A 22,035-nucleotide genomic window follows, 5' to 3' on the forward strand; every position below is an offset into this window, starting at 1 on the left:
CATGCGCCAAGGTGAGCCGTTCCTGGTCCGCCACGCGGACCTCATTTTTGCGTTGAAGACGTTCGCCGCGTCGATGTTAGCACTCGTCATCGCGCTCGCCATGGACCTGCCGCGGCCCTATTGGGCGATGGCGACCGTCTACATCACCTCGCAACCGCTGGCCGGCGCGACCAGCTCGAAGGCGTTCTTCCGCGTGATGGGCACGCTGGTTGGCGCGACCATGACTGTCGCGCTGGTGCCGAACCTGATCGACGCGCCGGAGCTCCTGTGCCTCGCGATTGCGCTCTGGGTCGGGCTTTGTCTTTATCTCTCGCTGCTGGACGGCACGCCGCGCAGCTATGTCTTCATGCTGGCGGGATACACGGTGGCGCTGATCGGCTTTCCCTCGGTGTCCGAGCCCGGCGCCATCTTCGACACCGCGGTGGCAAGGCTCGAGGAAATCTCGCTCGGCATCATCTGCGCCAGCCTGGTCTCGACCATCGTGCTTCCGCGCAGCGTCGCGCCTGCGGTGGCCCACCGCGTCGACACCTGGCTGGCAGATGCGCGCCGCCTCAGCCAGGTGGTGCTGCTGCGGGAGGGCACCGGCGACACCCGCCGCGGCAAACGCCTCAAGCTTGCGACCGACATCGTCGAGATCGACACCCTCTCTACCCATCTTGCCTATGACCGCCTGACCGACCGCAATGTCGTCAATGGCCTCGGCGAAATCCGGCTGCGCATGCTGATGCTGCTGCCGGTGATCGCCTCGCTCGAGGATCGGCTGGCGGCGCTCGGGGAGGATGCCCTGCGCCGGCAACCCGAGCTGAAACGTCTTTTGGAAAACCTCGCGCAATGGATCGCGAGCGACGTCAGCGCACGGCAGCCGGCCGAGCGAATCCGCGCCATGATCGCGGAGCAGCAGGCGGTGCTCGACGGCAGCGCCGACTGGGAGCGGGTCATCACCACCAGCCTGTTGTCGCGTCTGCGTGAGCTGATCAACCTCTCGCGCGACTGCCGTGAGCTGACCGAGGCGATCGCCGAGAGCCGCAACGTTGCGACCCTCGACCTGGCTTTTCACTCCGAAGCCGGCGCCGCGCCCGTGCGCCACAGGGATCGCGGCCTTGCGCTGTGGTCTGCGGCCGGCGCCGCCACGGCCATCCTGATCTGCTGCGCATTCTGGATCGGCACCGGCTGGCCGGACGGTGCATCGGCGCCGATGATGGCGGCGGTCGCCTGCTCGTTCTTCGCCGCCCAGGACGAGCCCGCGCGCTTCATCCGCAGCTTTGGCCTGTGGTCGCTGGTCGCCATCGTCGTCGTCGCAATCTACCTGTTTGCGCTGGTGCCGGCGATCTCCCATCTCGAGGTCCTGATCGTCGCGCTGGCGCCGACCTTTTTGCTCTACGGTTTCCTGATCGGCCGTCCCGCCACGGCGGGCACCGGCATGGCGCTTGCGGCGAACACCGCGACCTTGCTCGCGATCCAGTCGACCTACAGCGCGGACTTTGCGTCCTACGCCAATTCCGCCGTCGCCTTCTTCGTCGGCGTCGTCATCGCCGAGATCGTGACGCGGATCGCGCGTGGTGTCGGTGCCGAGTGGATCGCCAATCGCCTGGTGCTGTCGAGCTGGAAGACGATCGCGATCGCCGCCGAGCGCCGCGGCAAGGGCGACCGGGCGGAGTTCGCAGGCCTGATGCTGCACCGGCTCGGACTTCTGGTGCAGCGCATCGCCTTCCTCTCGGAGAGCGACCGCCGCGACGCTGACAGCCTGGTGCAGCTCCGTATCGGCATCAACATCATCGATCTGCGCCGCGCGCGCTATGGGCTCGCGGCATCCACCATTGCTGTCATCGACGACATGCTCGACCGGCTCGCCATCGCCTGCCGCAACTATGCGGGTGACGGCATGCCGACCGAGCTGCTCACAAGCGTTGACAAGGCTTTGGCCCAGGCAGTGAAAGATCCAAATGACAGCGCGCGCGAGGACGCCCTGATCGGCCTCGTCGGCATAAGGCGCGGCCTGTTCCCGGACGCGCCGGCCTATCGGCCGCGTGCAGAGAGTGTTGCGGCATGAGATATGTGATCGACATCTACGGCGTGCTGGTGCCGGCGCTGCTGCTCTGGATCATTATCGCCTACATCCTCAGCGCGATCCTGCGCCGGCTGATGCAGCGCTTCGACCTCTACAGGCTGGTCTGGCACCGCGCGCTGTTCGATTTTGCCATTTTCGTCTGCCTGCTCGGCGGCGTCGTCTATCTCTCGGAGTATCTCTCATGAAGGGGAATTTTGCCTGGCTTGCCCGCATCGCGCTGACCGTCCTTGCCGTCGTCGCGGCGCTCGGCGTTGGCCGTGAGCTCTGGGTCTATTACATGGAGTCGCCCTGGACACGTGACGGCCGTGTGCGGGCCGACGTGGTTCAGGTCGCGCCTGACGTCTCTGGCTTCGTCACCGAGGTGCTGGTCAAGGACAACCAGAAGGTCCGTCGCGGCGACGTGCTGTTCCGGATCGATCGCGAGCGCTTTGCGCTGGCGCTGCGGCAGGCCGATGCGTCGGTGGCCGGCCATCAGGCCACGCTCGATCAGGCCAATGCCGATCTGAAGCGCTACAGCGCGCTGACCACCGATGCGGTGTCGCAGCAGAAGCAGGAGCAGGTGCTGGCGACCCAGCTCCAGGCCAAGGCGTCATTCGATGCAGCTGTCGCCGACCGCGCCGTCGCACAGCTCAATCTCGACCGCAGCGAGGTTCATGCCTCCGTGAACGGCGTGATCACCAACATGGATCTGCGCCCCGGCGCCTATGTCACGGCCGGGAAGGGCGTGATGGCGCTGGTCGACACCGACACGCTGCATGTGGAAGGCTATTTCGAGGAAACGAAGCTCGCGCGCATCCGCGTCGGCGACAAGGTGCAGGTCCGCCTGATGGGCGAGAAGGTCACGCTGTCAGGCCGTGTCGAGAGCATCGCCGCCGGTATCGAGGACCGCGACCGCGCCGAAGGTGCCAGCATGTTGGCGAACGTCAACCCGACCTTCAGCTGGGTGCGGCTGGCGCAGCGTGTCCCGGTGCGGATTGCGCTGGATCCGGTGCCTGACGCGCTGTCGCTGGTTGCGGGACGCTCGGCGACGGTGGAAGTGTTGAACTAGGCTGCAGCGACGACGCTGCGCATTATTGTGCCCTCTCCGCTTGCGGGAGAGGGCAGCCCCGCTGGTCGACAAATACTCGCATGGGTGAGGGGTATGCCTCCGCGCTTACCGTGCGGATAGATACCCCTCATCCGGCGCTTCGCGCCACCTTCTCCCGCAAGGGGAGAAGGGAAGAGGGTACTGCGTACTCGGCGAACACTCGCTCTACGCGTTCGAATATTTCTTCAGCTCGAACCGTGCGATCTGGTTCCGGTGCACCTCGTCCGGTCCGTCCGCAAGCCGCAGCAAGCGCGCCGTCGCATAGGCCTGGGTCAAACCAAAATCGTTCGAGGTGCCGCCGCCGCCATGGGCCTGGATCGCCCAGTCGATGATCTGGCAGGCCATATTGGGCACGGCGACCTTGATCATCGCGATCTCGGCTTTCGCGACCTTGTTGCCGACCGTGTCCATCGCGTAGGCGGCGTTGAGCGTCAGCAGCCGGGCCTGCTCGATCATGATGCGAGACTCGGCGATTCGCTCCTGCGTCACCGTCTGCTCGGAGACCGGCCTGCCGAAAGCGACGCGGCTGCGCACGCGGCGGCACATCTTTTCCAGCGTGCGTTCGGAGAGCCCGATCAGGCGCATGCAGTGGTGGATGCGGCCGGGGCCGAGCCGCCCCTGCGCGATCTCGAAGCCGCGGCCTTCGCCGAGCAGCATGTTTTCCTTCGGCACCCGCACATTGGTGAAGACGACTTCGGAGGCGCGGTCCGGCACGCCGTAGAATCCGAACACGGGCAGGGGACGCTTCACCTCGATGCCCGGCGTGTCCATCGGCACCAGGATCATGGATTGCTGCTTGTGGCGGTCGGCATTGTCAGGATCGGTCTTGCCCATGAAGATGCAGATCTTGCAGCGCGGATCGGTCGCGTTCGTCGTGTACCATTTGCGCCCGTTGATGACGTAATGGTCGCCATCGCGCACGATCGAGCTCTCGATGTTGGTCGCATCCGACGAGGCGACCGCGGGCTCGGTCATGGCGAAGCAGGATCGGATTTCACCTGCTAGCAGCGGCTTCAGCCAGCGCTCCTTGTCCTCTTTGGTGCCGTAACGCTCCAGGACCTCCATGTTGCCGGTGTCGGGCGCCGAGCAGTTGAAGATTTCGGGCGCCAGATGCGAGCGGCCCATGACTTCGCAGAGCGGGGCATATTCGAGGTTGGTCAGCCCCGCGCCGTGGCCGGACTCCGGCAGGAACAGATTCCACAGGCCCTCGGCGCGGGCGAGCGGTTTCAATTCCTCGACGACGGGATAGACTTTCCACGGCCCGAGCTCTTCCGCCTCGCGATAGAACCGCTCCTCGTTCGGATAGATGTGCCGGTCCATGAAGTTTTCGAGCTTGCGCTTGAGCTCGACGACCTTGGGTGACATCGGGTAGAGCATCTTGCGTCTCCTTGATCGACGAGTAGCGGCCGGGCTTATGCGATTTCGAGATAATCCGGCCCGGGCAGCTCCGGGAAGGGCGCCGTCGGTAGCGTCTGGTACCAGAACGCGACGGAGGCGATGTCGTCCTGCAATGGAAGATATTTCCCGTCCTTCGCGCCGGGCAGCCAGCCCAGCGCCTGGATCGTCACGCGCAGATCGGATCGGAAGCGAACGGGATCGGGGATGTGCCAGCGATACAGGCCGAAGCGCTGCTGCGATCTGTAGACGCCGTCGGGGCGGATCACCTGCGGCAGGCCGGCATAGGGCGTGGTGAATTCCTGGTAGCGCGATTGCTGGAAAGGCGCCTGGCCGGAATGGGCGACGTAGGGATCGAAATTATAGGCACCGCAGAAATAATCCTCGGTGCCGGTGCCGCAGATCGTCGGGAATGCGCCGTCGCCGTCGATGAAGAACTTGATCTCGCCTTCGCCCCACCAGCCATTGTTGTGGACGCCCCAGGCCATGTAGGTGCCGACATAGTGGCCCGCGCCCTTCACGCCATCGAGGATGGTGTAGACCTCCTTGTAGGGCAGCGGGTTGGTTCGCCGGAACTGCGCATGGAAATAGGCGCAGTCCTCGGGCACGTCGGTCAGCGCGTAGTTGATCTGGTAGTAGATGGTGATCTGCTCGTCGCTGCGGTTCTCCAGCGTGAAGCGCGCGCGCTTGCGGAACGGCATTTCCCAGTAGCAGTTGAAGGCGCGTCCGGGGTTGACGCAGACCGCGAGCGAGGACACCTGCGCAAACTCCTCCCATCCGCAGGCGAAGAAATCTCCGGCCGGACATTCCACGCTCGGCAGCGTTTGGTCGTCCCAGTAGACGCGCAGGATCGAATGGCGCAGACGTCCGCGCGCCAGCGTCATCCAGATCTGCTGGATCGCACCCTGGCCCTGGATGTCGGCAAGCGTGAAGGTCGCGCCGGGTTCGATCACGACATAGGGCGAGACCTTCCAGCTTTGTCCGAGATCGCGGGCCTGGCGCGCAGCAGGACCGTCGACGGACATCCCGCCCTTACCCTTCTCGCCGGTGAAATTCTCGGGGCTGATCGAGCGCGTCAGCGCGTTCGACAGGCGCGACAGATTGCCGAGATGCAGGCCCAATCCGGAAAACGCCATGGTGTCCTCGATAAGGGGTTAGCGATACCGAGATATATCGCTCCTGCATCTACCAAAAGATGAAGACGATCGCGTACGGAAAGGCCCTTGCGCAGTCGCGCGCCGGCTTATGCGACGCGGTACTCCCTGAACTTCTCGCGCAGCGCCGATTTGAGCACCTTGCCGGTGCCGGTCATCGGGAACTCGTCCAGGAATTCGACGGCGTCAGGCATCCACCAGCTCGCGATCTTCGGGCGCATGTGGTCGAGCAGCGCCTTGCCGTCGACGGTCGCACCCTTCTTGCGGACGACGAGGAGCAGGGGGCGCTCCTGCCATTTCTCGTGGTTGATGGCGACCACCGCGGCCTGAAGCACATCGGGATGAGACAGAGCGACGTCTTCGAGCTGGATCGAGGAGATCCATTCGCCGCCGGATTTGATGACGTCCTTGGAGCGGTCGGTGAGCGTGACATGACCCTGAGCATCGATCACGGCCATGTCGCCGGTGATCAGCCAGCCGTCGCGGTCGAGACCTTCCTCCAACTTCATGTAGCCGGAGGCGACCCAGGGACCCCTGGCGCGCAAATGGCCGACGGTCTTGCCATCGCGCGGCAGCTCAACGCCGCCGTCGTCGACGATGCGCAAGGCGGTGCCGAAACAGGCGCGGCCCGACACCTGGCGCCGGTCGAACTTCTCGGTGTCGCTGAGGTGCTCGGAGCCCGGCCGCAGACTCGGCATCGAGCAACCCAGGGCCTCGGTCATGCCCCAGGCCTGGATGTAGTCGACATCATACTCGCGCTTCAGCTTCTCGACCATCGCGCGCGGCGGGGCCGACCCGGACGACAGCGTCGCGCGCAGCGTCGAGAATTTGCTGTCCGTGCGTCCCAGCCAGTCGAGCAGGATCAGCCAGAAGCTCGGCACGCCCGCCGACAGCGTGACCTTTTCGCCTTCGAGCAGCTCATAGAGCTTGTCGGGCTCGTAGTTGCGGCCGGGCAGCACCAGCTTCGAGCCGGTATAGGGTGCGGTGAACGGCATGTTCCAGCCATTGCCATGGAATAGCGGCGCCATCGGCATCATCACCTCGCGCACGCCTTCGGCATGTCCGGGCAGGAAGTCGAAACTGCTGCAGGTCATGGTCTGCAGGATCGCGGCGCGGTGCGAATAGATCACGCCCTTCGGATTGCCCGTCGTGCCGGACGTATAGCAGATCGTGGAAGCCGACCTTTCGTCGAACGCCGGCCAGGCGAAACCGGCATCGTTCTCCTGCGCCACAAGCTCCTCGTAGCAATGGACATTCGCAAGCTTGGTTTCCGGCATCCGCTCGTGCGAGGACATCACCACGTAAGCCTCGATGGTCTTGAGCTGCGGCGCGATCGCCTCGACGATCGGCAGCGTGGCGCGGTCGACGAACAGCAGACGGTCTTCGGCGTGATTGATGATGTAGACGAGCTGCTCGGGAAACAGCCGCGGATTGACGGTATGCAGCACATAGCCCATGCCCGGCGCGGCATAGAACATCTCGAAATGGCGGTGCGTATTCCAGGCCAGCGTGCCGACGCGGTCGCCTTGCTTCATGCCGAGCCGCTTCAAGGCCAGCGCCATGCGCTTGATGCGCGGATGGGCGTCGGCATAGGTATAGCGATGGATGTCGCCTTCGATCTCGCGCGCGACGATCTCGGCTTCGCCATGATAGTCGGCGGCGTACTGGATCAGGCCGCTGATCAGCAGCGGCATGTCCATCATCAATCCCTGCATCGTGTCCTCCGGATTGCCATGTCGTTGCATGGCGCGCTGGTGATTTGCGCGCGAGGTTAGCGGAACGTCATGCGGCGTTCACGCAAAAAGCGAGGGATGTGATTGCATGCGTCACTTTTTCAGGGCTAATTTGCGCTGAGCTGCCGGCGAAGCAGCGTCCGCCGTGGAGGAAATGCATGTCAGCGGAAAGACACAAGACCGGTGCTGAAGGCGAAGCTACGGTCGACATTGCGGCAATCCGCGCGCGCTATCGCGACGAGCGCGATCGCCGTCTGCGCGCCGAGGGCAAGGCGCAATACGTCGAGGTAGCCGGCGATTTCGGCCGTTACCTCGACGATCCCTGGGCCGATCCCGGATTTGCGCGCGCACCTGTCAGCGAACAGACCGAAGTGCTCATCGTCGGCGGCGGCTTTGGTGGCCTGCTCTGCGGCGCGCGCCTGCGCGAAGCCGGCATCGCGGATTTTCGTATCGTGGAAAAGGCCGCCGATTTCGGCGGCACCTGGTACTGGAATCGCTACCCTGGAGCTGCCTGCGATACCGAGAGCTACATCTACCTGCCGCTGCTGGAGGAGACCGGCTACATGCCGGTGCGCAAATATGCGCGGGCGCCGGAGATTTACGAACACTCCCGCCGCATCGGCCGTCACTTCGGTCTCTACGAGCGCGCGCTGTTTCAGACCGTCATCTCGCGCATGGAATGGCAGGAGCGGGAGGCACGCTGGCTGGTCGAGACCGATCGCGGCGATCGCATTCGCGCGCGCTTCGTCATTCTCGCCGGAGGCCCGCTGAGCCGGCCGAAGCTGCCGGGCATTCCCGGCATCGAGAGCTTCAAAGGACACAGCTTCCACACCAGCCGCTGGGACTACGGCTACACAGGCGGCACCGCCGAGGGCGATCTCACGGGTCTCGCCGACAAGCGCGTCGGCATCATCGGCACCGGCGCCACCGCCGTTCAATGCGTGCCGCATCTCGGCCGGTCCGCAAAGGAGCTCTATGTCTTCCAGCGCACGCCGTCGGCGATCGGCGTGCGCGACGACCGGCCGACGGATCAGAGCTGGGCGCAGAGCCTCAAGCCCGGCTGGCAGCGCGAGCGCATGGACAATTTCACCGCCGTGATCTCGGGCGAGCCGTTCGAGCGGGATCTGGTGCAGGACGGCTGGACCGGCCTGCTTGGCGAGATCCTGCTGGCGCCGCGCCGCCAGCCACAGCCGGTGACCTCGCTGGAGGAGGCGCTGAAGGTCATCGAGCAGGCCGACTATCGCAAGATGGAGGAGATCCGCGCGCGCGTCGATGCCGTGGTGAAGGACGTGGCGGCCGCGGCGGCGCTCAAGCCCTGGTACAAGGCGTTCTGCAAGCGGCCCTGCTTCCATGACGAATATCTCGACACCTTCAATCGCCCCAACGTGCATCTCGTCGACACCAAGGGGCAGGGCGTGGAGCGCATCACCGGGAATGCCGTTGTCGTCGACGGCAAGGCCTACGAGCTCGACTGCCTGATCTATGCCAGCGGCTTCGAGGTCGGCACCGATTACGCTCGCCGCATGGGCTTCGAGATCCATGGCCGCGACGGCATCAGCCTGTCCGAGCGCTGGCGCGACGGCGTCAAGACGATGCACGGCTTCTACAGCCGCGGCTTTCCGAACTGCTTCCTGATCGTCACGGTGCAGGCCGGCCAGAGCGCCAACTTTCCGCACATCATCGACGAGCAGTCGCAGCACATTGCCTATGTGATTGCGGAGGCGCGCAAGCGCGGGGCCAGGACGCTCGAGCCGACGCTTGCGGCCGAGAACGCCTGGGTCGACGAGGTCGTCAAGGCCGCGATCGGCCGCCAGACCTATCTCGCCGAATGCACGCCCGGCTATTACAACAATGAAGGCGTGTTCGATCCGGTCGCAGCGCGAAACAGCCAGTACTGGCGCGGGCCGGTGGCGTTCCTGCGGATGCTCGACAGATGGCGCAAGGACGGCAATCTGGACGGACTGGAATTGACTTACGGGGCCGCCGCGGAGGCGGGCGGCGCCCCGGTCCCGGCTTGAGCGGCATGATCCCGGCGCCAACAGGGGCGACGCGACTCTACGTCATCGTCGGCGATCCCATTGCACAGGTGCGCTCGCCCGCGGGCGTGTCCGCCGCCTTCGCCGCCCGGGGGCACGACGGCATTCTCGTGCCTGCTCAAGTCGCCCCGGGGGATTTGTCCGACTTCCTCTCCGTGGCGGGGCGGCTGAAGAACCTCGACGGCATCGTCGTGACCATCCCGCACAAATTTGCCTGTTACCAGGCCTGCGCCAGCGCGACCGAGCGCGCGCATGTCCTGCGCACCGTGAACCTGATGCGCCGGCGCGCCGATGGCGCATGGCATGGCGACATGGTGGATGGCCTCGGCTTCGTCGGTGCGGCGCGGGCGAAGGGGATTGATCCCCGAGGCATGCGGGCACTCCTTGTCGGTGCAGGTGGTGCGGGCTCGGCGATTGCACTTGCGCTGGTCGAGGGCGGCGTTCGCGAGCTTGCCATTCACGACAGCGCGGCCGAGCGCCGCGATGCGCTGATCGGCCAGCTCAACGGGCTCGGCAAAGCGCCGGTGCGGGTCGGCACCATGGACCCCGCCGGCTTCGATTTCGTCGCCAATGCGACGCCCGCCGGGATGAAGGACGGCGACCCGCTGCCGGTCGAGGTCGCGCGGCTTGCGCCGTCGGCCTATTGCGGCTGCGTGATCACCAAGCCGGACATCTCGCCCTTTATCGCAGCGGCCCGCAAGCTCGGCTGTGTCACAGGGACCGGCACCGACATGTACCAGCAGCACCAGAGCATCATGGTGGATTTCCTGCTCGGAACGGACGGCGAAGGGTAGGCGATCGCCCCTGTGTCAAGCCACCCAGAGCGGCTTGTGGGGCTTGAGCCATCAGGGCCGACGTAGGATCATGCGCCCGCGCGAGCCGGTCGCGCACGTCAAGCGAGAGGTACGAGGAATGACCAAGGGCAGGACCGTTGCGACGGCCATGATTGGCGCTGCTGCGCTGCTTCTCTCGCTGGCACCCGCCGCCCACGCTGCCACATGCGGCAGCTCGCCGGCGGGCTTTGAGACCTGGAAGCGCGAGTTCAGCACGGAGGCGCAGGGCAAGGGCATTGGCCAGACCGCGATCTCGGCCCTGATGCAGACCAATTACGCCAGCGCCACCATCGCGGCCGACCGCGGCCAGCGCAGCTTCTCGCTCTCGCTCGACCAATTCCTCGCCAAGCGCGGGGCCACCACCATCGTCGCCAAGGGGCGGCAGCTCAAGCAATCGCAGGCTGCCCTGTTCGCCTCGATCCAGCAGCGCTACGGAGTCCCGCCCGGGCCGCTGATCGCGATCTGGGGCATGGAGACCGGCTTCGGCAGCCAGCGCGGCAACCAGAACATGCTGTCGTCGATCGCGACCCTTGCCTATGATTGCCGCCGCCCCGAGTTCTTCACCGACCAGCTCTATGCCGCGCTGAAGCTGATCGACCGCGGCACCCTGTCGGGGGCGACCCGCGGCTCTATGCATGGCGAGGTCGGCCAGACCCAGTTCATGCCCAAGAACATCCTGGCCTATGGCACCGGCAATCTCGAGGTTGCCGCCAATGCGTTGAACTCGACCGCGAATTTCCTGAAGGCCCATGGCTGGCGTGCGGGAGCCGGTTACCAGCCGGGCGAGCCGAATTTCGTCGCGATCGAGGCCTGGAATGCGGCCGGCGTCTATCAGAAGGCAATTGCCTTGATGGGACGGCAGATCGACGAGGGCGGGGCCGCTGCCTCGCGCTGAAGTGCTCAGCAAGGCGTGATGCGCTCGCGCGAGAAAGTTGTTGCTATCAGGAACTGACGGCATGAGGTTTGCTTTGATCAGATTCAGGGCTGGGCATGAGGAGACTCAATATGGCAACCCAGATCGTGATGGACCAGACGGGCGACACACGCCACGAGTTTGATCCCGACAATGCCGAAGCGCTGGCGCGGGCCGAACAGCGCTTTCGGGAGCTGACCGGAGCCGGCTTCACCGCCGCCTTCCGCACCGGGCCCGGCGAAGTGACCCGTATCAAGTCGTTCGACCCGACCGCGCAGGAAACGCTGTTCTATCCCCGCCTGGTCGGCGGTTGATCTGAGCTGCCCATGTTCGCGGCACTCTGGTTCCGCGCGCCGGCGCGTGCGCGCTTGCATGCGCTGCGCGAACTCTACCGTCGCTTCTTCGGCGAGAATACGCCGGATGCGCGCGGCCGCCGGCTTCTGGCCGAGTGGCTGTCACCGGCGCAGCGCGTCCAGTTCGAGCAGCACAGGTATTTCGACGTGATCGGCTGCGATAGCGGCAAGAGGTATCGCATTCACTACGGCACGGCCGCCAACGTCCACGAGATCGACGACGCCGGGATCGCGACGATGGGCTGGTGCTTCGTCCCGTCAGGCTTCCTGGTCCCTGGCGACGTGATGCTCGCGCAGAAGATCGCGCTCGAGACCGACGAAAAGTCCGCGCTGTCGCTGGCCAACAGGTTTCCGCCGGCAACGCATTCGGAGCATTTTTACCGGCGGCCGTTCTGACGCGAGCAGCGCAGGGCGCTCAGGAATGCATGGTGCGATAGGCATCCAGCGCATGCGCGGCAAAGACGCCGATGCTGCAAAGGGCGAGGAGCGCGCAGATCAGCTCGATCATAGCTCATCCTCCCGTGGCGGCTGGGCGACGAGACTTTGGCAGCAGGAATAGTCCAGGATCAGGTCGAGAAGGAATTGCATGGTGGCCGTCCCTGTATAATTTTGACAACCAGATAACCGGCCATTCGTTTCAGGCGTGTTTCGTCGCACCGGGAAAGAGGTTTCGCGGGGAACCCCTGGGCTGGTTTGTGCGCCGCCGGCCCGCTACATCCCGCTTTCAGCTCAAATCCCTTTGGCCCGGCGTCTGCGCGGGCGGTCCTACATTGCGAGGCAAAAACATGGCGCCGGTCGAGTGGTTCGACGATCTCAGCATCGGAATGCGGTTCAAATCCCCCGAGGTTCGGGTCACCGAAGCCGACATCAAGCGCTTCGCGGCCGAGTTCGATCCCCAGCCGATGCACCTCGACCACGAGGCCGCCAAGGACACGCTGTTCAAGGGGCTCGCCGCGTCAGGATGGCACACCGCCGCGATTGCCATGAACCTCGCGATCCAGACCCGGCCCTTCGGCCCGCATCCGCTGATCGGCGCGGGCGTCGACGGCCTGCGCTGGACCATTCCAGTGCGGCCCGATGACCGCCTGCATCTGGTCGGCGAGGTCATGAGCCTGACGCCGTCGAAGTCGAAGCCACAGGGCATCGCATTGGTGAAATGGACGATGTTCAACCAGAACGGCGAAGAGGTCTACACCTTCACCCCGATCGCGATCGTGCCGCGGCGGGGATAGGACGCGAGCCGCTCGCCGTTGGCCTTGCCCGCGGCCTGAGGCTCTTGCGGGCCGCAGGGAGAGGTGGTCATCTCGGCCCCGGGGAACACGCTGGAGGCTGACATGAGACGATTCGTTCTGGCCGCCGGAATGCTCGCAGGCGCCTTGAGCACCACGCCCGCGCTCGCGCAACAGTCCAAGGTCGGTGACTGGACCATCGAGAAGCGTACGCAGGACACCCATTGCAACGCGAGCCGCGGCTACAAGGACAAGGAGGACGAGAACCGCGACTACGTCATCGTGATCACCTATTCCGAGAAGGCGATCGTGATCGTGATGATCTACGACGGCTGGGAATGGGAAACGGTCGGCGAGGTCCTCCGCGCCGATGTCGGCACCGACGACGCCGACATCATGAAGAAGGCGAAGTGGGAGGTCATGGACAAGACCACCGTGCGGGGCATCTTCGAGTACGACCAGTCGATCATGGACCGGCTCTCGAAGGCCAAGCGCCTCACGCTCGATTTCGAGGACGATGACGACGACAGCATCGAGATGCAGATCCCGCGTGCCGGCGAGGCGCTCGCTGCGCTGAAGTTCTGCGAGGAGAACCGGAAGTAAATTGTAGGAAGCCCGCGCCGGGCGTAGCTCTCGTAGGGTGGGCAAAGCGCAAGCGTGCCCACCAACTTTCGCGTTCGGCATGAGATGGTGGGCACGGCGCTTTCGCGCCTTTGCCCACCCTATGAGAGTTGATGGTAACGCAAATCGCGCCGGCGCCTGACCGTTGGCCTCGGCGGAATATGGTGGCGACGGAGCCTGCGCGCAGCGAGCGCCTGTGACCCACGGCATGCAGCCCGGCCGCTGTTCGCATTAATCCTAGTCTTTGGCGAAAACGTCCAAGCCGCATCCACCGGTTGACGTTACGCAAGGACGATGTTCGATATTCCAGCATTGCGCTGTTGTGCTTTTTTCCCGTCCAAGGTGGCGATTGGCCGGTCTGTCAACGTCGCCAGTTCCCGATGCGCTCGCCCCTCTCTCCACCCGGGCAACACGCAGATCGCGCCGTCCGGCCGATGACGATCCTGCAGGCAAACCGGTTGTCGTCGCTCGTCGGCGAGATTTACGATGCGGCGGCCAATCCCGCGCTGCGCAGCGCGGTGCTGGAGCAGGTCTCGAGTTTTGTCGGCGGATGTGCTGCGACCATCCTGTCGAGAGATTCAGCGCGGCTTTCGATCGAGATCCATCAGCATTTCGGCACGGACCCTCGCTTCCGCCAGCTCTATCGCGACAGATATGTGGAACTCGATCCGTTGCTCGACCGCCAGCTCCAGCTCGCCCCGCAACAGACGGTCGGCGTGACCGACATCATGTCCCACTCGGACTTCGTGGCGACCAGTTTCTATCGAGAGTGGGTGGAGCCACAGGGGGCGATAGACCTCGCGACCGTTACGCTCGAGAGGTCGGACGCGCGTACCACGGTCTTGCAGGTGTTGCGTCACCGGTCCCGCGGAACCGTCGACGAGGCGATGCGCGAGCGGATGCGCCTGCTCGCGCCTCACATCCAGCGGTCGCGAGTCATGGGGCGGCAGATCAGGGCGCGCTCGCATACCGTGAACGATCTTGCCGATGTCCTGGACGTACTGAGCACGGCAATTTGCCTGCTCGACGCAGAGGGGAGAGTCGTGCATGCCAACGTCGCGTGCCGTCAGCTCTTCGCCGATGCCAATCTCCTCGCGATGGTCGGCGACAGAATCGTCGCCCGCAACACCCAGGCCGACAAGATATTCCGCGGCCTGTTCGAAAATATTGCGGACGCCGGAACTCATTCAACCGCTCGCCGTCAAATCGAACTCGTGACATCGTCTGACGGGCATCATTATCTGCTCCATGCCTTTGCGCTGAAGCGGGAGCGCCATCTGCCGCGCGATATGGCCGCCACCGTTCTGTTCGTGCAAAGGGCTGCGATCGCATCGTCGCTCGTGCCGGATGCGATCGCCGCAGCGTTCAGGCTGACGCCGTCGGAATTGCGCGTGCTGATGGCCATTGTCGAGATTGGCGGCGTTCCAGACATCGCGGCCAAGCTCGGAATCGCCGAGACGACGGTGAAGACGCATCTCGGACGCCTGTTCGAGAAGACCGGCGCCGGCAGGCAGGCCGATCTGGTGAAGATCGCCGCCGGCTTTGCCGTGCCGTTCGCGCGGCGAACGAGCGACGACGCGGATGCCGTGTGATCCATTTCACCTGGTTCGCTGAACCGCACCGCGATCTCAATCCATTGTGATGAGCTTGGCTCCCGGGTCCTCCGAACGCAGGACGCGAGTCGTTTGAGACTTTCGTATACGGCGGTTCTGAAAGAGCAGCCCGCGCCGCGAAGACATGCCCGCAGACGGCGTCGAACGCGCATGTGCGGAAACGACGGCGCATGACCGGTCCTGCTCGTCGGCTGGAGATATTGCATTGAGCAGCATGATTGATTTTTCCGTTCTCAACGTTTCAACGAACGAGATTCCCGAAGGCGAGCGCATTTCGTTGCTTCGCGATTTCTATTGCCGCGGGGTCTTGAAGGCGGAGGTCGAGCCGAGGGAGGGAAAGCCGGCCGCGGCGAGCTTCACGTCGCACGTCTTGCCGGAAGCCCAGTTGCTGATCGGGGGATTGTGCGGCGCGCGAGTGATCCGCACCAAGCAACTGGTCGCCGATGGCGACGACAGCCTCGCGCTGATCGTGAACAGGTCCGGCGTTCTCGGGATATCCGAGCGCGGACACGATCTGGGGCTTCAGACAGGAGAGGCGATCCTGACGAGCGCGGAGGATGTCACGACGTTCGAGCGATTGTCGCTGGGCAGCTGCTTCTCGCTGCGCGTGCCGAGACGCGTGCTGGCGCCGATGATCGTGGATGTCGACGATGCCGTGATGCGCGTCATCCCGGAGAATGCCACCGGGCTTCGGTTGCTCGTCGACTATGCGACGGCACTGGTCCGCGAAAAGGCATTGGAGGTACCCGCCTTGCGCCAGTTCGGCGTCGCGCATCTGCACGATTTGCTGGCGCTCGTTCTCGGTGCAACCGATCATGCCCGGGAAGTGACCGGACGACGCGGCGTCAAGGCGGCGCGACTCCAGAAGGCGAAATTCCTCATCGTCAATAATTGCTGGCGGCAGGATCTGTCGGTGACAAGCGTCGCTCACGAGCTCGGCGTGACCCCGCGCTATCTCCAGCGGCTGTTCGAGGCCGACGGCAAGACCTTTTCGTCCTTCCTGACCGAGCAGCGCCTCAAGCGTGCCCATCGCATGTTGCGCGAGCCCGATTTCGCCGAGCGGCCGGTGAGCTCGATCGCCTACGATGTCGGCTTCGGCGATCTCTCCTATTTCAACCGCTGCTTCCGGCGGGCCTATGGCGCGACACCAAGCGACGTCAGGAGCGGCGGGCTGCTGTAGCGGACCTCGGTTGAATTCAACCAATTGCCATCTCATCTACGCGAGTTGGGAATGCACCGTTTCTTCTTCGACCTCCTGGTCGGCAATATCGTGAAGATCGATCCGGGCGGCATGGTGTTCGAGCATGCCAGGGCGACGATCGTGGTGGCCGACGAGATGGCGCGGCATCTGTTCGTCTGGCGCGACGATCTGCGCGACCGTGATGCCTGGATCCGCGTCAGGGACGCCGGCGGGAACGAGATCTATCGTGCTGCGGTCTGGTCCGAGTCCGTGGACAAGGAAGGCTGGGATCAGGCGTAGCTGCGGCCGTGGTGTCGCAACTCTGCATCAGTGCTCCACGAAACGGCATCGGTTCGTTCTGAGCCGAAACCCGGTCGCTGCCGTCCAAGTCGGAAGCGACGATCCTTTCTACCTTGGCGTTCAGCGAATCCAATTCGCGCGAGCCGGCCTCCTCCGATCAGAGGAGGCCGGTGGCAACGTGCCTGTCGCCGGTGGGGCGAGGCGTCGGCGATCAAGGAACTAAAAATGAATGTGAAGGCTCTGAGCGGTATCGCACGATGGCATCTGGCGCGGCGGTCGACGCGCCTCTTGGTGCCGGCCGTGCTGGCTATGCCGTTGTTCATGGTCGAGCGGGCTGTGGCGGCTTGCACGCCGGTGGCGCCTGTCAGCAACGCGACGATTGTCTGCTCGGGCGACGTCGACACGCAGCAGGGCGGCCAAGCCGGCTATGGTACGTTTACTGACGACAACAATACTTACAAGATCGAAACTGGTGCCAACGTTCACGGTTTTTCGTTTGGCATCAAGTCGCGCGACGGCGGCGTGTTTATCAACGCCGGTACGATCGACGGAGCTACTTCGGCCGGGATCGCGTCGGGGAGCGGTGTGACCGTCACCAATCTTGCCGGTGCCACGATCGTGGGTTTCCACGGCATCACGGGGTTCTCCGGGATCATCGACAATGCAGGCACGATCAAGAGCGAGGCGGGCGGGCGCGGGAGCGGGATCGATGTCAGGAACGTCACCGTGACCAATTCCGGCACGATCGCCGGAGTCGGCCCCGACACCATCGGAATCGAAGCAACCACGCTGAACCTGATCTCGAATACCGGGACGATCTCGGGAGATGCGAGCGGCATTACCGGTGGTACCCTCAACATCACCAATAATGGCTCCGGTGTCATCTCGCAGATAGCCGCAAGCGGAGGTGCCATCCAGGCCACCGGTCTGGCGACTGTGGTAAACGCGGGCAACATCGCCGGTCACGCGTTTGGCGTATCCGGCCAGAGCGTCAACCTGTCGAATCTGGCCTCCGGCACCGTCAGCGGCGATAATGCCGTGATCGCGGATGAAGCCGCGACCGTCAGCAATGCAGGACTGATCCAGTCGAGCGGCAACGCCATCGTGTCGCGGACTGGCGACATCAATCTGACCAATGCGGCGTCCGGCACGATTTCCGCTTCCGCCGACACCATCACGACAAATGCCAACCGGGCGACCGGGAAGGGCAACATCACGATCAACAATGCTGGCCTGATCCGGACGACCACGTCGCTAGCGAGCGTGATCTCCGCCAGCAACCTTGCCGACGTCACGAACTCCGGAACCATTCAAGGCGGTTCAGCCGGTATCTCCGGCTACAACGTCAAGTTGACGAACCTCGCCGGCGGCACCGTGATCGCACACAATAGCGCAGTCTTCGGTGCGTCCGCAGTCGTCGACAATGCCGGGATCATCGCCGCCGACGGAAGTACTGGCGTTGGCATCGATGCCGATTCCGGCAACGCGACCGTTCGCAACAGCGGCACGATCTCCGGAGCTGATGCCGGCATCCGTGCAAACCTCACCGCAAACGTGGTCAACAGCGGCACGATCTCCAGCACGCGAGTCGCGATCTTTGCGGGTACGGTCAACGTCACCAATACGGGACTGATTTCGTCGCCGATCGGTTTCGCCCTGAGTGGCGCCACCGTCAACCTCGACAACGCCGGGACCGTTAGCGGCGGCCGCGGGGTCAACGCGAGCCTTGGGAACGTCAATAATTCAGGCACGATCATCGGGACTAGCGCTGCAATCAACGCGAACACAGCCAACGTGACCAATACGGGCCTTGTCCAAGCCACGGCGAGCAACGGCGCGGGCATTCTGGCATTCAATGCCAACGTCAACAATTCCGGAACAATCACTGGCAACTTCGGCATTACGTCAGTGGACGCGGCGGCGATCACGAACTCCGGCACGATTACCGGCACGGGCGGTACCGCGATCAAGCTGTCGAGTGCGGCTGACACGCTGACGCTGCGGCCGGGTTCGAAGATCAGCGGCGTGGTCGATTTCGGGTTCGGCGCCGACGTCGTCAACGTCAACCTGTCGCCGATCAGCAGCAGGGTGTCGTCGCTGACGACGGTCAATCTGCCGACCTTCATCAACTTCAACGGCACCATCAACACCAACGTCTCCGGCGGCAGCTTCAACGGTCCGTCGGTCGTGTCCGGCACCACGCTCGCAACGCTCGATTCCACCGCGCTGGCGCAGACCGATCGCACGCTGATGGATTTTACCGGCGGCGTGTCCTCGCTGGTGCAGGGCCGGTTGAGCGGTGGTGCGGGTCCGGCCGGCAGCAACATGATGGCGATGGCCTATGCGCCGGAGACCGCGCAGGCGGGTCCCTTCACCAAGGCGCCGCGCAGCCTGTGGACCGATCCGGCGCCGATCACGGTCTGGGCCAACAGCTTCGGCGGCCAGCGCATCCAGGACGAGACGGCGTCAACGCTGCGCGCGACCTCGACGGCGTGGGGCGGGGCGATCGGCCTCGATCGCAAGGTGCGGCCGGACTGGCTGGTCGGCGCCTTCCTCGGCGGCGGGCAGGGCGGGCTCTCGGTCGATCTCAACTCGCAGTCGGTCGACACCAACTACGTGTTTGCCGGCGCCTATAGTCGGTTCGAATGGGCCGCACAGTTCTTCGATTTCACGATCCAGGGCGGCAACGCCGACAACAAATCGCGCCGCCTGGTGCTGAACAATGCCGCGGTCGGCGGCATGGAGACAGCGACTGCCAGTTACAGCGGTTGGTATGTCAGTCCCGAGATTGCCTACGGCTATCGTCTGAGCGTTGGCAACGGCTACGTGCTGACGCCGACTGCGCGGCTGCGGTACGTCGCCGGCCGGTTCGATGGCTATAGCGAGACGGGGTCAGCGCAAGGACTGTCCGTCGGCGGCCGCACGCTGCAGGATTTTGAGGAGCGCGGCGAGGTGGATCTGTCGCGCGTCACCAGTCTGGCCGGCGGTGAGCTCAAGGCCAACATCCATGGCGGCGTGATCGCGCTCCAGCGCGTCGGCGACACCAGCATCAGCTCCGTGCTGCTCGGCCAGAACCTGTCCTTCGTGACGCCCGGCAGCCGCAGCACCGTCGGCGCGGTCGCGGGCTTTGGGTTCGACTACCGCACGATCAGGAACGTGTCCGTGTTCGGCGCGGTCGAGGGCATGATGATGTTCGACCAGAGCCGCACCGGCACCGCAAAGGGTGGCGTTCGCGTCGCGTTCTGAGCCGGCACCCAGCCCTGACGGCTGAACGCGACGCCCGCCGGCCGGGCTCCATCCGCCCGGCCGGCGCCTCCTCCGATCGGAGGATGCCGCGTGCGGCGGTTATGGTACGCTTGGTGACATTGATCACTCAGGCCATTTACAGCCATGCATGGACCGCCGAAGCTGCCCGACCCGGTCGAATCCATCTCCGAGCGGATATGCACGACATGCAGCTCTATTCCAGGACCGACGCGAAGTTCGATCCGCTCTTGCAACACGGCCAGGTTGCAAGTTCTCCAGCTCTTGCATCTGTGTCGCATCGTCGCCGGCACCGGCGTGTCCCGGCAGGCCGACCTCGTCGGGCTCGCTGCGGGATTCTCGAATCCGCGCGTCAGCTGACCGGGAAATCACCGCCGGCGTTGAACCTTTTGCTGCCGCAATGGACTCACAGAAGCCGCCGGGCATGAAGACCATTTCGCAATCTGCATGTTTGACAATCGACTCTTCCAATGCCCCGACCTCCCAAACATTCCGAGTTGATCGAGAGCATATACGACGCGGGTCTCCACCCTGAGTTGTGGGGCGATGTAGTCGTCATGCTCAATGCGTTCATCGGCAGCCAGGCCTGCGGCCTGATCTCGAAGGATCCGGTCAGCAAGTCCGGTGCGACGCATTTCTATTGCGGGGTCGATCCGCACTACATCCAGCTCTATTCCGAGACCTACGCCCGCTACGATCCTCTCGCCCGGCTCCCCCGGTATGGCGAGGTGCGCAACATCCCCGATCTGGTGAATTTCGAGGAATATCGCCGCGGCCGCTTCTATCAGGAATGGCTGCGTCCCCAGGGCTATGTCGACGTGGCGAACGTGGTGCTGGAGCAGTCGAAGTCGTCGTGTCCGATGTTGCTGACCGTGATCCCGGGCAGGGAGATGCTCGATGCGGGGCAGCGGGCGCGAATGCAGTCGCTGGTCGCGCACGCCAGCCGGGCGTTGCTGATCAACCGGGCGATCGAACGAAAGCAGCAGCGGGCGATCGCGCTGGCCGACGTCGTGGACCGGCTCAATGCCGGCGTCATCCTGCTCGATGCCGCCTGCAACATCGTCCACAGCAATCCTGCTGCGGAGGCCCTCCTGGCCGCGGCCGACGTCCTGCGGTCGGTCTCGGGCCGGCTCGTGGCACGATCCTCCGAGGCCAATCTTGCCCTGCGGGATATCTTCCGCGGCGCAGGCGAGGTTGCAGTCGCCGCGGCTGCCGGCCGGAAGATCCCCCTGATATCGGATGGCGGGTCCTACTACGTCGCCAACGTCATCGCGCTGCCGTCGCTGCTGCGCGAAGGAGCGACGGAGCGCACGTCGGCGGTCGGAGCCCTGTTCATCTGGAAGGCGGAACTCGACGGCCGCTCGTGCGCCGACCTCATCGACCGCACGTTCGATCTCACTCCGGCGGAGCTGAGGGTCGTGCAGTCGATTGTCGATGTCGGCGGCGTACCGGAGACGGCGGTTGCGCTCGGCATCGCGGAGACGACGGTGAAGACGCACCTGCATCGGGTGTTCGCCAAGACCGGCGTTTCCCGGCAGGCGGATCTCGTCAAGCTTGCGGCGGGATTTTCCAATCCGCTCGTGCACTGACGCGCATTCGAGGCGCGGGACGAGTCGCTGCAGGCGGCAATAGGTTCAATCAGAGACATCATTAGAAAGTTATCGCGGGTCATTCGTTCGGGTGACGCGGCTTGCCGCGATCTCTTCTAGGAGATGTCACACGTTCCGTTGTTCGACGCGTTCGTATTTTTTGTGAAGCAACTCACAGCTCGCGGAAGTGAATTCCGTCAATCTCTGGTGCAGGTCGAGAGGGGATTGTCATGCGAACGACGTCACCGGTTCTGGCTCGCAAATTCCGCGACATCGTCGCGCGCATCGGCGCGGCGCTCCGCGCCCAGCGCGCGATCGACGCGCAGCGCGCGTTGCAGCGCTATCGCCATCTGCTGGCGCAGCCGCACGACACATCGACTTTGAATGAAATCATTCCGGTCAGCAGCAAAGAGGATATTTCAGGAAATGCCCACGGATCTGATGCGTGCGAGCGCGCCGCCGGCCACCCCACGTTCGAACGTGCGTAACGTCAACATCGTTGCGATCGCCGCGACCGCGGCACTCGTCACTCTCCAACTGGTCGGCCTCGCGATGCTGGAACGCTCTCACGCGCACGCGATGCATGTGTCGTTTCCGCGCGAACCGCAGGTTTGCTCCGAGAACGTCGACGCTGCCGTCTCGCAAATTCCCTACGATTGACCGGAGG

General features: G+C 64.4%; 20 protein-coding genes. 17 read left to right on the forward strand and 3 right to left on the reverse strand.

The features are described from left to right. Nucleotide 1: 1 nt before the first annotated feature. From AC1RUR_RS09490 to AC1RUR_RS09500, 3 genes are read left to right on the forward strand one after another with little or no spacing between them, the layout of a single operon-like run. Nucleotides 2-2,050: an FUSC family protein gene (locus AC1RUR_RS09490; protein ID WP_492843082.1), complete on the forward strand. Its 2,049-nt coding sequence runs from the start codon at nucleotides 2-4 to the stop codon at nucleotides 2,048-2,050. Then, nucleotides 2,047-2,253 (forward strand): DUF1656 domain-containing protein, encoded by a 207-nt coding sequence (locus tag AC1RUR_RS09495; RefSeq protein WP_492843084.1) that lies wholly within the window; start codon nucleotides 2,047-2,049, stop codon nucleotides 2,251-2,253. The genes AC1RUR_RS09490 and AC1RUR_RS09495 overlap by 4 nt, the downstream gene beginning before the upstream one ends. After that, entirely contained in the window at nucleotides 2,250-3,116 is an 867-nt protein-coding gene (locus AC1RUR_RS09500; protein WP_492843086.1) for an efflux RND transporter periplasmic adaptor subunit, read from the forward strand. The genes AC1RUR_RS09495 and AC1RUR_RS09500 overlap by 4 nt, the downstream gene beginning before the upstream one ends. A gap of 204 nt (nucleotides 3,117-3,320) precedes the next feature. Here the strand turns inward: AC1RUR_RS09500 and AC1RUR_RS09505 are convergent, their stop codons facing one another. From AC1RUR_RS09505 to AC1RUR_RS09515, 3 genes are all read right to left on the reverse strand, one after another. After that, the gene (locus tag AC1RUR_RS09505) at nucleotides 3,321-4,532 is read right to left on the reverse strand and encodes an acyl-CoA dehydrogenase family protein (protein ID WP_492843088.1); all 1,212 of its coding nucleotides are present in this window, start codon (nucleotides 4,530-4,532) and stop codon (nucleotides 3,321-3,323) included. A gap of 35 nt (nucleotides 4,533-4,567) precedes the next feature. After that, nucleotides 4,568-5,686 (reverse strand): glycoside hydrolase family 172 protein, encoded by a 1,119-nt coding sequence (locus tag AC1RUR_RS09510; protein ID WP_492843090.1) that lies wholly within the window; start codon nucleotides 5,684-5,686, stop codon nucleotides 4,568-4,570. Nucleotides 5,687-5,793: 107 nt separating this feature from the next. After that, entirely contained in the window at nucleotides 5,794-7,419 is a 1,626-nt protein-coding gene (locus tag AC1RUR_RS09515) for a long-chain fatty acid--CoA ligase (protein ID WP_492843092.1), read from the reverse strand. A 176-nt stretch (nucleotides 7,420-7,595) separates the two neighbouring features. On the opposite strand from AC1RUR_RS09515, the gene AC1RUR_RS09520 reads away from it, so the two are divergent. The 14 genes from AC1RUR_RS09520 to AC1RUR_RS09585 all read left to right on the forward strand — a co-directional run bounded on the left by AC1RUR_RS09520 (nucleotide 7,596) and on the right by AC1RUR_RS09585 (nucleotide 22,028). Then, nucleotides 7,596-9,455: a flavin-containing monooxygenase gene (locus AC1RUR_RS09520; protein ID WP_492843094.1), complete on the forward strand. Its 1,860-nt coding sequence runs from the start codon at nucleotides 7,596-7,598 to the stop codon at nucleotides 9,453-9,455. A gap of 5 nt (nucleotides 9,456-9,460) precedes the next feature. Next, nucleotides 9,461-10,267: a shikimate dehydrogenase family protein gene (locus AC1RUR_RS09525; protein WP_492843096.1), complete on the forward strand. Its 807-nt coding sequence runs from the start codon at nucleotides 9,461-9,463 to the stop codon at nucleotides 10,265-10,267. A 118-nt stretch (nucleotides 10,268-10,385) separates the two neighbouring features. After that, the gene (locus AC1RUR_RS09530) at nucleotides 10,386-11,201 is read left to right on the forward strand and encodes a lytic murein transglycosylase (RefSeq protein WP_492843098.1); all 816 of its coding nucleotides are present in this window, start codon (nucleotides 10,386-10,388) and stop codon (nucleotides 11,199-11,201) included. A gap of 110 nt (nucleotides 11,202-11,311) precedes the next feature. Continuing rightward, nucleotides 11,312-11,533, forward strand: a complete 222-nt coding sequence (locus tag AC1RUR_RS09535) for a hypothetical protein (protein ID WP_027543198.1) — start codon at nucleotides 11,312-11,314, stop codon at nucleotides 11,531-11,533. A 12-nt stretch (nucleotides 11,534-11,545) separates the two neighbouring features. Further along, nucleotides 11,546-11,968: a hypothetical protein gene (locus tag AC1RUR_RS09540; RefSeq protein ID WP_492843100.1), complete on the forward strand. Its 423-nt coding sequence runs from the start codon at nucleotides 11,546-11,548 to the stop codon at nucleotides 11,966-11,968. Nucleotides 11,969-12,357: 389 nt separating this feature from the next. Then, nucleotides 12,358-12,804 carry a MaoC family dehydratase gene (locus AC1RUR_RS09545; RefSeq protein WP_492843102.1) on the forward strand — a complete coding sequence of 149 codons (447 nt, stop codon included), beginning with the start codon at nucleotides 12,358-12,360 and terminating at the stop codon, nucleotides 12,802-12,804. Nucleotides 12,805-12,906: 102 nt separating this feature from the next. Next, nucleotides 12,907-13,404, forward strand: coding sequence for a hypothetical protein (locus AC1RUR_RS09550; RefSeq protein ID WP_492843104.1), 498 nt, complete (start codon nucleotides 12,907-12,909; stop codon nucleotides 13,402-13,404). Nucleotides 13,405-13,856: 452 nt separating this feature from the next. Beyond that, nucleotides 13,857-15,014, forward strand: a complete 1,158-nt coding sequence (locus AC1RUR_RS09555; RefSeq protein WP_492843174.1) for a helix-turn-helix transcriptional regulator — start codon at nucleotides 13,857-13,859, stop codon at nucleotides 15,012-15,014. Nucleotides 15,015-15,249: 235 nt separating this feature from the next. Continuing rightward, nucleotides 15,250-16,215: a helix-turn-helix transcriptional regulator gene (locus tag AC1RUR_RS09560; protein WP_492843176.1), complete on the forward strand. Its 966-nt coding sequence runs from the start codon at nucleotides 15,250-15,252 to the stop codon at nucleotides 16,213-16,215. Between the two features lie 51 nt (nucleotides 16,216-16,266). Further along, nucleotides 16,267-16,515, forward strand: a complete 249-nt coding sequence (locus AC1RUR_RS09565) for a DUF6894 family protein (protein ID WP_492843106.1) — start codon at nucleotides 16,267-16,269, stop codon at nucleotides 16,513-16,515. Between the two features lie 225 nt (nucleotides 16,516-16,740). After that, nucleotides 16,741-19,761 carry an autotransporter outer membrane beta-barrel domain-containing protein gene (locus AC1RUR_RS09570; RefSeq protein ID WP_492843108.1) on the forward strand — a complete coding sequence of 1,007 codons (3,021 nt, stop codon included), beginning with the start codon at nucleotides 16,741-16,743 and terminating at the stop codon, nucleotides 19,759-19,761. 488 nt (nucleotides 19,762-20,249) lie between these two features. Next, the gene (locus tag AC1RUR_RS09575) at nucleotides 20,250-21,368 is read left to right on the forward strand and encodes a helix-turn-helix transcriptional regulator (protein ID WP_492843110.1); all 1,119 of its coding nucleotides are present in this window, start codon (nucleotides 20,250-20,252) and stop codon (nucleotides 21,366-21,368) included. Between the two features lie 230 nt (nucleotides 21,369-21,598). Further along, the gene (locus AC1RUR_RS09580) at nucleotides 21,599-21,856 is read left to right on the forward strand and encodes a hypothetical protein (protein ID WP_492843112.1); all 258 of its coding nucleotides are present in this window, start codon (nucleotides 21,599-21,601) and stop codon (nucleotides 21,854-21,856) included. Beyond that, nucleotides 21,849-22,028, forward strand: a complete 180-nt coding sequence (locus tag AC1RUR_RS09585; RefSeq protein ID WP_492843114.1) for a hypothetical protein — start codon at nucleotides 21,849-21,851, stop codon at nucleotides 22,026-22,028. Before AC1RUR_RS09580 ends, AC1RUR_RS09585 begins: the two co-directional genes overlap by 8 nt. The last annotated feature ends 7 nt before the right edge of the window (nucleotides 22,029-22,035 follow it).

Source organism: Bradyrhizobium sp. GW821-FHT12B03 (assembly GCF_058807535.1).